The organism is Variovorax sp. GW821-FHT09D04 (assembly GCF_059416405.1).
The window spans coordinates 441,237-448,823 of sequence record NZ_JBWKPA010000006.1; the positions used below are offsets into that span (position 1 = coordinate 441,237).

Consider the following 7,587-nt stretch of genomic DNA (forward strand, 5'->3'; position numbering starts at 1 on the left):
GCGTGTCGGTCATTCGACCGATACCGGGGTCCGGGGGAACGCAGAAGAATCGTGGCACCCGCCTCGTGCGAGGCGCGCCCCTCCTCCTACCCACACCCCTTCCATGCCCGACATCATCCACCCCCCTTTGCAGCCGGCCGCCTGGCTGCGCAAGCTCTACCTCACCCGTGCGGCCTTTTCCTTCGTGTGGGTCGCGCTGGCCTTCAGCGTCGCCAGGCAGTCGCCGGTGCTGACGGCGATCCTGCTGGTCATCTATCCGGCGTGGGACGCGCTGGCGAATCTGGTGGACGCCCGGATGACGGGCGGCCCCCAAGCCAACCCCAGCCAGATGCTGAACACGTGGATCAGCGCGCTGGTCACCGCGGCCGTGGTGGCCTCGCTGGTGCTCGGGCTCCAGATCGGCCTGGCCATCTTCGGCGCCTGGGCCATCGTGTCGGGCCTGCTGCAGCTGGCGACGGCCGTTCGCCGCCGAAAGCGCCATCGGGGGCAGTGGGTGATGATGCTGAGCGGCGCGCAGTCCGCGCTGGCCGGCGGCCTCTTCATCGCACGGCAAGGCACCGACGCCCCGGTCCTGCAGACGCTCGCAGGCTATGCGACGGTGGGCGCCGTGTACTTCCTGATCTCCGGCCTCGTGATCCTGCTTCGCAAGCCGCAGGAGCGGCCCGTGAACCCGCTCGCCGCCACGCCTACAGCATCTTCCACTTCTTGCGGTCGATGACGCGGCGGCGCGTGTCCATGTTCAGCTGCGACAGCTCGATCTTCACCTGATCCTTCGTGATGTCGACCAGCCCCCAGTTGCATTGCAGCGCGCCGACGGTGACGGCCGTGCGCAGCGCGGCGCCGGAGGACGTGGCTTCGAACAGGCTCCAGGGGCCTGTCGGCCACGGCACGGCGAAGCGGTTCTCGTGCACGTCGCCGCTGAGGATGAGGATGCGGCGCTTCTCCGCGAGCTTGAGGATCGCAGCGTGCTCGGCCGCGCAATCCATCCAGGTCTCGCCGTGGCGGGCTTCGAAGGTGAGTCCGCTGGCGATCAGGTGCACGGTCCTCTCGTCCGAGTCTTCGATGGCCTTCTTCAGTTTCTTCATCTGCGCGCTACCGAGCACCGCCGTCGCGCCGCCCTTGGTCTTGTAGCTGCGGCCGTCGGTGAGGTGCAGCATCACCGGGCCATCCGCATCGCCGACATTGCTCAGCATGAGGGGCCGGTAGCCGGGTTCGGGAACGCCCGATGCCCAGGGATCGCCGGCCTTGGGAAAGGTCTTCGGATCGTGTGAATCCAGCGCCTTGCGGTATTCCTGGAAAGCGGCGCGGGTCGGGTCCAGCAGATGCCGGTAGGAAGGCTGTCCCTCGATCTGCGCACCGCAGGCGCCGTTCCACAGGAAGTCGTGGTCGTCCCAGATCGGATGGATCTGCAGGTCGGTCTTTCGCACCAGCTTGGCGAACTCCTTCTGGTTCAGCTGGTCGCGCAGCCGGCCGAAGGCGTGGATCGCGAAGTCGTTCGCGCCCATGGCCTTGACCGCGCCCATGCTGGAGCCGTCCGCGTCGTAGTAGGCCGAGTCGCCCAGCAGCACCAGGTGCGTGGCGCCGGACGCGCCCACCTGGGTCCAGACAGGTTGTTCCTTGAAGGTCTGGGCGCTGAAGCAGGAAGTAAAGGCGATCTTCATCGGGAGGCTCCTCGTTGTGGGTGCGCGGATGCTAGGAGCCGCCCCGAAACGTCGCCTCCCCCATCCATGGGAGGCGCGTGCCGCGGGCCGCAAAGGCTCAGCGCCCCTCGTCTTCCCAGTCGACCCACTCCACCGGATGGGTCTTGAGGTATCCGCTGACGGCGGCACCGACGGTCGGAAAGAACGCGGCTTCGCCCAGCCGCGCGAAGAGCCCGAAGCGCTTCAGCTTGTCCTTGACGGGGTCCTTCATCTCGGCGAAGCACAGCTGGATGCCGGCGTCGCGCAAGCTGTCGACCAACTCGGCCAGCATGTCGGCGGAGGTCACGTCCACGCTGGTGACGGGCTCTGCCGCGACGACCAGCCAGCGCACCGGCACGGGCGACGACGCGATGGCGTCGCCCACCCGGTCGCGGAACAGCTCGGCATTGGCGAAGAACAGCGGCGCATCCCAGCGAAACAAAACCAGGCCGGGAATGAGGCGCGCATCGGGATAGCGCGTGATGTCGTGGTAGCCCTTGACGCCGTCGGCGCGCCCCAGGACCGCGGAATAGGGGCGCCAGGCATCCCACAGGAATTCGATGACCGCGATCACGATGGCCAGGCCGATGCCCTCGACGGCGCCCAGCACGACCACGCCGACCGTGCAGGCGATCGACAACCAGAACTCCCAGCGCTGGATGCGGTAGATCCGCCGCAGGTCGGCAATCTCGATCAGGCCGATGGCCGATGCGATCACGACCGCGGCCAGTGCGCTGGTGGGCAGGTTCTTCAGCAGGTCCGGCGCCGCCACCAGCAGCAGGGCAACGGCCAGCGCGCCGACGACGCCGGTCAGCTGCGTCCGGGCGCCCGCGGCCTCGGCCACGGGGGTGCGCGACGAACTGCTGCTGACGGCAAAGCCCTGGAAAAATCCGGCCGCCAGGTTGGCGGCGCCCAGCGCCACCATCTCCTGGTTCGGGTCGACGTGGGTGCGGGTGCGCGCCGCATAGACACGGGAGAGCACGCTGGTGTCGGCGAACGAGACGAGCGCGACGGCGCAGCCGCCGATCAGCACGGGGCCGAAGTCGGCGGCGGTGATCCACGGAATGCCGAACGCCGGCAGGCCTTGCGGGAGGGCGCCGAGCACCGGCACCCCCTCGCGCGTCGCCAGGCCCAGCACGCCGACGGCCACGGTCGCGCCCACCACGGCGATCAGGATGCCCGGCACGCGCCGGCGGCCCTTGAGCAGCAGGATGACCGCCAGGGTGCCCGCGCCGACCAGGAGCGTGGTCGCGTGGGTCTTGCCCTCCATCACCGACACGGCGATGGCCTTCAGGGTCCCCAGCGGTGCGTCGCCCTCGACCGAAAAACCCAGCAGCCTGGGCAGCTGGCTGATCAGCACGGTCAACGCGATGCCGTTCATGTAGCCGTAGCGGATCGGCTTGGAAAGAAGCTCGGTGACGAAGCCCAGGCGCGCAACGCCCGCGAGGATGCATACCGCGCCCGACACGATCGCCATCAGGCCCGCCAGGGCGATGGCGCGGTGCGGGTCGCCGCCCGACAGCGGAAGCACGACGGCCAGGATGAGGGCCGCCAGCGAGGAATCCGGGCCCAGCACCAGGATCCGGCTGGGGCCGAACACGGCGTACGCGAGCAACGCCACGATGGTCGCGTAGAGGCCGTGGATGCCGGGGACGCCCGACGCCTGCGCGTAGGCGATGCCGACGGGCACCAGCATCGTGGTCAGCACCAGCCCGGCCACGATGTCGTGCCGCAGCCAGGCCAGCTCGTACCCGCGCAGCGTGCGCAGTCCTGGCAGCCAGCGGCGCCACCCGGCCGCATCGGCGGCCTTCGCCCGCGGCGCACTGCGGCCGGGTTCGGAAAGAGGAGGTGGAGGTTCCAGGTTGTTCATGCGCCGCGGGCCACAGGGTGGACGGACAGTGCAGAGGCGCGCCGGGAAAGGCAAGGGGGAAGACACGGGTGCCGGCGCGGGCCGCGCGCCCCTCCCCGCCCCTGCGCCCCGTTCGCCTGCGAAACACGCACTTGACCGGCTGCGCCCGCGCCCGAAATTCGCTAGGCTGTGGTGGCGCGCGATGCCATCGAGCGCGGAGACAACGCGATGAGCCAAGGCACATCTCTTCGTCTGCATGTACCGGAGCCCACCGGGCGGCCGGGGCACGAGACCGATTTCTCCTACCTGCACCTGTCGCGCGCCGGCGAGGTGCGAAAACCCCCGGTCGACGCATCGCCGGCCGACACCAGCGACCTGGCCTACACGCTGGTGCGCGTGCTCGACGACGACGGCCGCGCCGTCGGCCCGTGGGCGCCGCCGGCCGACCCCGAGCTGCTGCGCCGCGGCCTGCGCGCGATGATGAAGACGCGCGCCTTCGACGCCCGCATGCTGATCGCGCAGCGGCAGAAGAAGATCTCCTTCTACATGCAGTGCCTGGGCGAAGAGGCCATCGCCACCGGCCACGCGCTGGTGCTGCAGCAGGGCGACATGTGCTTTCCCACCTACCGCCAGCAGGGCCTGCTGCTGGCGCGCGACGACGTGACGCTGCTGGAGCTGACCTGCGAGCTGATGTCCAACGAGCGCGACCCGCTCAAGGGGCGGCAGCTGCCGGTGTGCTATTCGATGAAGCGGGCCGGCTTCTTCTCGATCTCGGGCAACCTGGCCACGCAGTTCATCCAGGCGGTGGGCTGGGGCATGGCCTCGGCGATCAAGGGCGACACGCGCATCGCCTCGGGCTGGATCGGCGACGGCGCCACCGCCGAGTCCGACTTCCACACGGCACTGACCTTCGCGCACGTCTACCGCGCGCCGGTGATCCTCAACGTGGTCAACAACCAGTGGGCGATCTCGACCTTCCAGGCCATCGCCGGCGGCGAGGCCACCACCTTCGCGGCGCGCGGCGTGGGCTGCGGCATCGCGTCGCTGCGCGTCGACGGCAACGACTTCCTCGCGGTGCTGGCGGCCTCGCGCTGGGCGGCCGAGCGCGCCCGCAGCAACCTGGGGCCGACGCTGATCGAGTGGGTCACCTACCGCGCCGGCGCGCACTCGACCTCGGACGATCCGTCGCGCTACCGTCCGGCCGACGACTGGGCGCATTTCCCGCTGGGCGACCCGATCGCGCGCCTGGCGCAGCACCTGACGGCGATCGGCGCCTGGTCGCAGCAGGAGCACGCGCAGACGCAGGCCGACATGCAGGCCCAGGTGAACACCGCGGTGAAGGAGGCCGAGCGCTTCGGCTCCATGGCCGACGGCCACGTCGCGGGCGACGCCGCCCTGTTCGAGGACGTCTACAAGGACATGCCCGAGCACCTGAAGCGCCAGCGCGAACAGCTGGCGTCCGAGGGGTGACGGCCATGGCCTCGATGACCATGATCCAGGCCCTGCGCTCCGCCATGGACGTGATGCTCGAGCGCGACGACAACGTGATCGTCTACGGCCAGGACGTGGGCTACTTCGGCGGCGTGTTCCGCTGCACCGAAGGCCTGCAGGCCAAGTACGGCCGCTCGCGCGTGTTCGATGCGCCGATCAACGAGGGCGGCATCGTCGGCTCGGCCATCGGCATGGGCGCCTACGGCCTGCGCCCGGTGGTGGAGGTGCAGTTCGCCGACTACGTCTATCCGGCCTACGACCAGATCGTGTCCGAGGCGGCGCGCCTGCGCTACCGCTCGGCGGGCGATTTCACCGCGCCGATCACCATCCGCATGCCCTGCGGCGGCGGCATCTACGGCGGCCAGACGCACAGCCAGAGCCCGGAGGCGCTGTTCACGCACGTGTGCGGGCTGCGCACGGTGATGCCCTCCAATCCGCGCGATGCCAAGGGCCTGCTGATCGCCTCGATCGAGAACGACGACCCGGTCATCTTCCTGGAGCCCAAGCGGCTGTACAACGGCCCCTTCGACGGCCACCACGACCGGCCGCTGGTGCCCTGGTCGGCGCATCCGCTGGGCGAGGTGCCCGAGGGCTACTACACGGTGCCGCTGGAGTCGGCCACGGTGTTCCGCCCCGGCGCCGACCTGACGGTGATCAGCTACGGCACCATGGTCTTCGTCTGCGAAGCGGCCGCGCGCGAGACCGGCATCGACGCCGAGATCATCGACCTGCGCAGCCTGTGGCCGCTGGACCTGCAGACGCTGGTCGCCTCGGTGAAGAAGACCGGCCGCTGCGTGATCGTGCACGAGGCCACGCGCACCAGCGGCTTCGGCGCCGAGCTGACGGCGCTGGTGCAGGAGCATTGCTTCCACCACCTGGAAGCGCCGATCGGGCGCGTGGCAGGCTGGGACACGCCCTACCCGCATGCGCAGGAGTGGGCCTACTTCCCGGGCCCGGCGCGCGTCGGTGCGGCCTTGCGCCGCGCCATGGAGAACTGAATGGGCACGCTCACGATCAAGGTGCCGGACCTGGGCGAAGGCATCGCCGAGGTGGAGCTGGTGGCGTGGCGCGTGCAGCCCGGCGACACGGTGACCGAAGACCAGGTGCTGGCCGACGTGATGACCGACAAGGCCACCGTCGAGATTCCCTCGCCGGTCGCGGGCCGGGTGCTCGCGCTCGGCGGCGAGGTGGGGCAGCAGATCGCGGTGGGCGCGGAGCTGATCCGGATCGACGTGGCGGGCGGCGGCGAGGCGCAGGAGCCGGTGCCGGCCGTGTCGGCGGTATCGGCGGCGGCGCCTGCAGCGGTGCCGGCACCAGACGAACGCGCACGCCCCTCGGGCGGCAAGCCGCTCGCCTCACCCGCGGTGCGCCACCGGGCGACGGTCCTCGGCATCGATCTGCGGCAGGTGCCGGGCAGCAGCGCGGACGGCCGCATCCTGCACGAGGACCTCGACGCCTGGCTGCTGCGCCGGTCCGGTCCGCCGGCGCCGGATGCCGTGCGCTACGCCGAGCGCCACGACGAGGAGGCCGTGCCCGTGACCGGCGTGCGCCGCCGCATCGCGCAGCGCATGCAGGACGCGATGCGCCGCATTCCGCACTTCACCTACGTCGAGGAAGTCGACGTGACCGAGCTGGAGCTGCTGCGCGCCCGCATCAACGAACGCTGGGGCGGCGAGCGGGCGCACCTGACGCTGCTGCCGCTGCTGGTGCGCGCGGTGGTGCTGGCGGTGCCGCGCTTCCCGCAGATCAATGCCCGCTTCGACGACGAGGCGGGCGTGCTCACGCGCCACGGCGCGGTGCATGTCGGCATCGCGACGCAGACGGCGGCCGGCCTCATGGTGCCAGTGCTGCGGCATGCGGAGGCGCGCGACCTCTGGTCGAGCGCGACCGAGATCGCCCGCCTGGCCGACGCCGCGCGCGCGGGCCGGGCCACGCGCGACGAGCTGAGCGGCTCGACCCTCACCGTCACCAGCCTGGGCGCGCTGGGCGGCATCGCGTCCACGCCGATCATCAACGCGCCCGAGGTGGCGATCGTCGGCGTCAACCGCATCGTGCAGCGCCCGGTGATGCTGGGCGGGGCGGTGGTCGCGCGCCGCATGATGAACCTGTCCTCCTCCTTCGACCACCGCGTGGTCGACGGCCAGCTGGCGGCCGAATTCGTGCAGGCCGTGCGGGCGTCGCTCGAATGCCCGGCACTGCTTTTTGTCGAGTAGCTGCCGGCCATGTGCACGGCATGCGGCATGAACCGGCGTCTGCGCAGTGCCTGCCCGGCCCGCTAGGGAAAATCGCTAGACCAAAAAGCACCGAAGTATCAATTCGGGCAAGTCGACGCGTTACAGGAATCGGACCATCCTCGCGATCCTTGGGGGAGATCGGAATCGCCGATTTCAAACCTGATGGGAGACACCTCATGACCTATACGAAACTGCTTGCAAGCTTGGCCGGCTCGGCGTTCGCTTTTTCCGTCTCGGCCACCGAACTGGTCATCGCAACCGTCAACAACGGCCACATGATCGAGATGCAGAAGCTCACGCCCTTCTTCGAAAAGGCCAACCCCGACATCAAGCT

At 70.0% G+C, this 7,587-nt stretch carries 6 protein-coding genes and 1 pseudogene; 5 read left to right on the plus strand and 2 right to left on the minus strand.

The annotated features are described in order from the left end of the window. Positions 1-103 precede the first annotated feature (103 nt). Complete coding sequence (locus AC07O4_RS20900) at positions 104-718, plus strand: DUF308 domain-containing protein (protein ID WP_495305534.1); 615 nt, start codon at positions 104-106, stop codon at positions 716-718. Here AC07O4_RS20900 and AC07O4_RS20905 read toward each other — a convergent pair. Together AC07O4_RS20905 and AC07O4_RS20910 are read right to left on the minus strand one after the other, a co-directional pair. Beyond that, positions 687-1,661 (minus strand): metallophosphoesterase family protein, encoded by a 975-nt coding sequence (locus AC07O4_RS20905; RefSeq protein WP_495305535.1) that lies wholly within the window; start codon positions 1,659-1,661, stop codon positions 687-689. The genes AC07O4_RS20900 and AC07O4_RS20905 overlap by 32 nt on opposite strands. Positions 1,662-1,758: 97 nt before the next feature. Continuing rightward, positions 1,759-3,549 (minus strand): SulP family inorganic anion transporter, encoded by a 1,791-nt coding sequence (locus tag AC07O4_RS20910; RefSeq protein WP_495305536.1) that lies wholly within the window; start codon positions 3,547-3,549, stop codon positions 1,759-1,761. A gap of 207 nt (positions 3,550-3,756) precedes the next feature. Between AC07O4_RS20910 and AC07O4_RS20915 the strand changes: the two genes are divergently transcribed. The 4 genes and pseudogenes from AC07O4_RS20915 to AC07O4_RS20930 all read left to right on the plus strand — a co-directional run. Next, positions 3,757-4,998, plus strand: a complete 1,242-nt coding sequence (locus AC07O4_RS20915; protein ID WP_062472232.1) for a 3-methyl-2-oxobutanoate dehydrogenase (2-methylpropanoyl-transferring) subunit alpha — start codon at positions 3,757-3,759, stop codon at positions 4,996-4,998. A 5-nt stretch (positions 4,999-5,003) separates the two neighbouring features. Then, positions 5,004-6,017 (plus strand): alpha-ketoacid dehydrogenase subunit beta, encoded by a 1,014-nt coding sequence (locus AC07O4_RS20920; RefSeq protein WP_062472230.1) that lies wholly within the window; start codon positions 5,004-5,006, stop codon positions 6,015-6,017. Next, complete coding sequence (locus AC07O4_RS20925) at positions 6,018-7,232, plus strand: dihydrolipoamide acetyltransferase family protein (RefSeq protein ID WP_495305537.1); 1,215 nt, start codon at positions 6,018-6,020, stop codon at positions 7,230-7,232. It abuts the gene before it with no gap. A gap of 197 nt (positions 7,233-7,429) precedes the next feature. Beyond that, positions 7,430-7,587 (plus strand): annotated as a pseudogene (locus tag AC07O4_RS20930) (sugar ABC transporter substrate-binding protein); the annotation flags it as partial.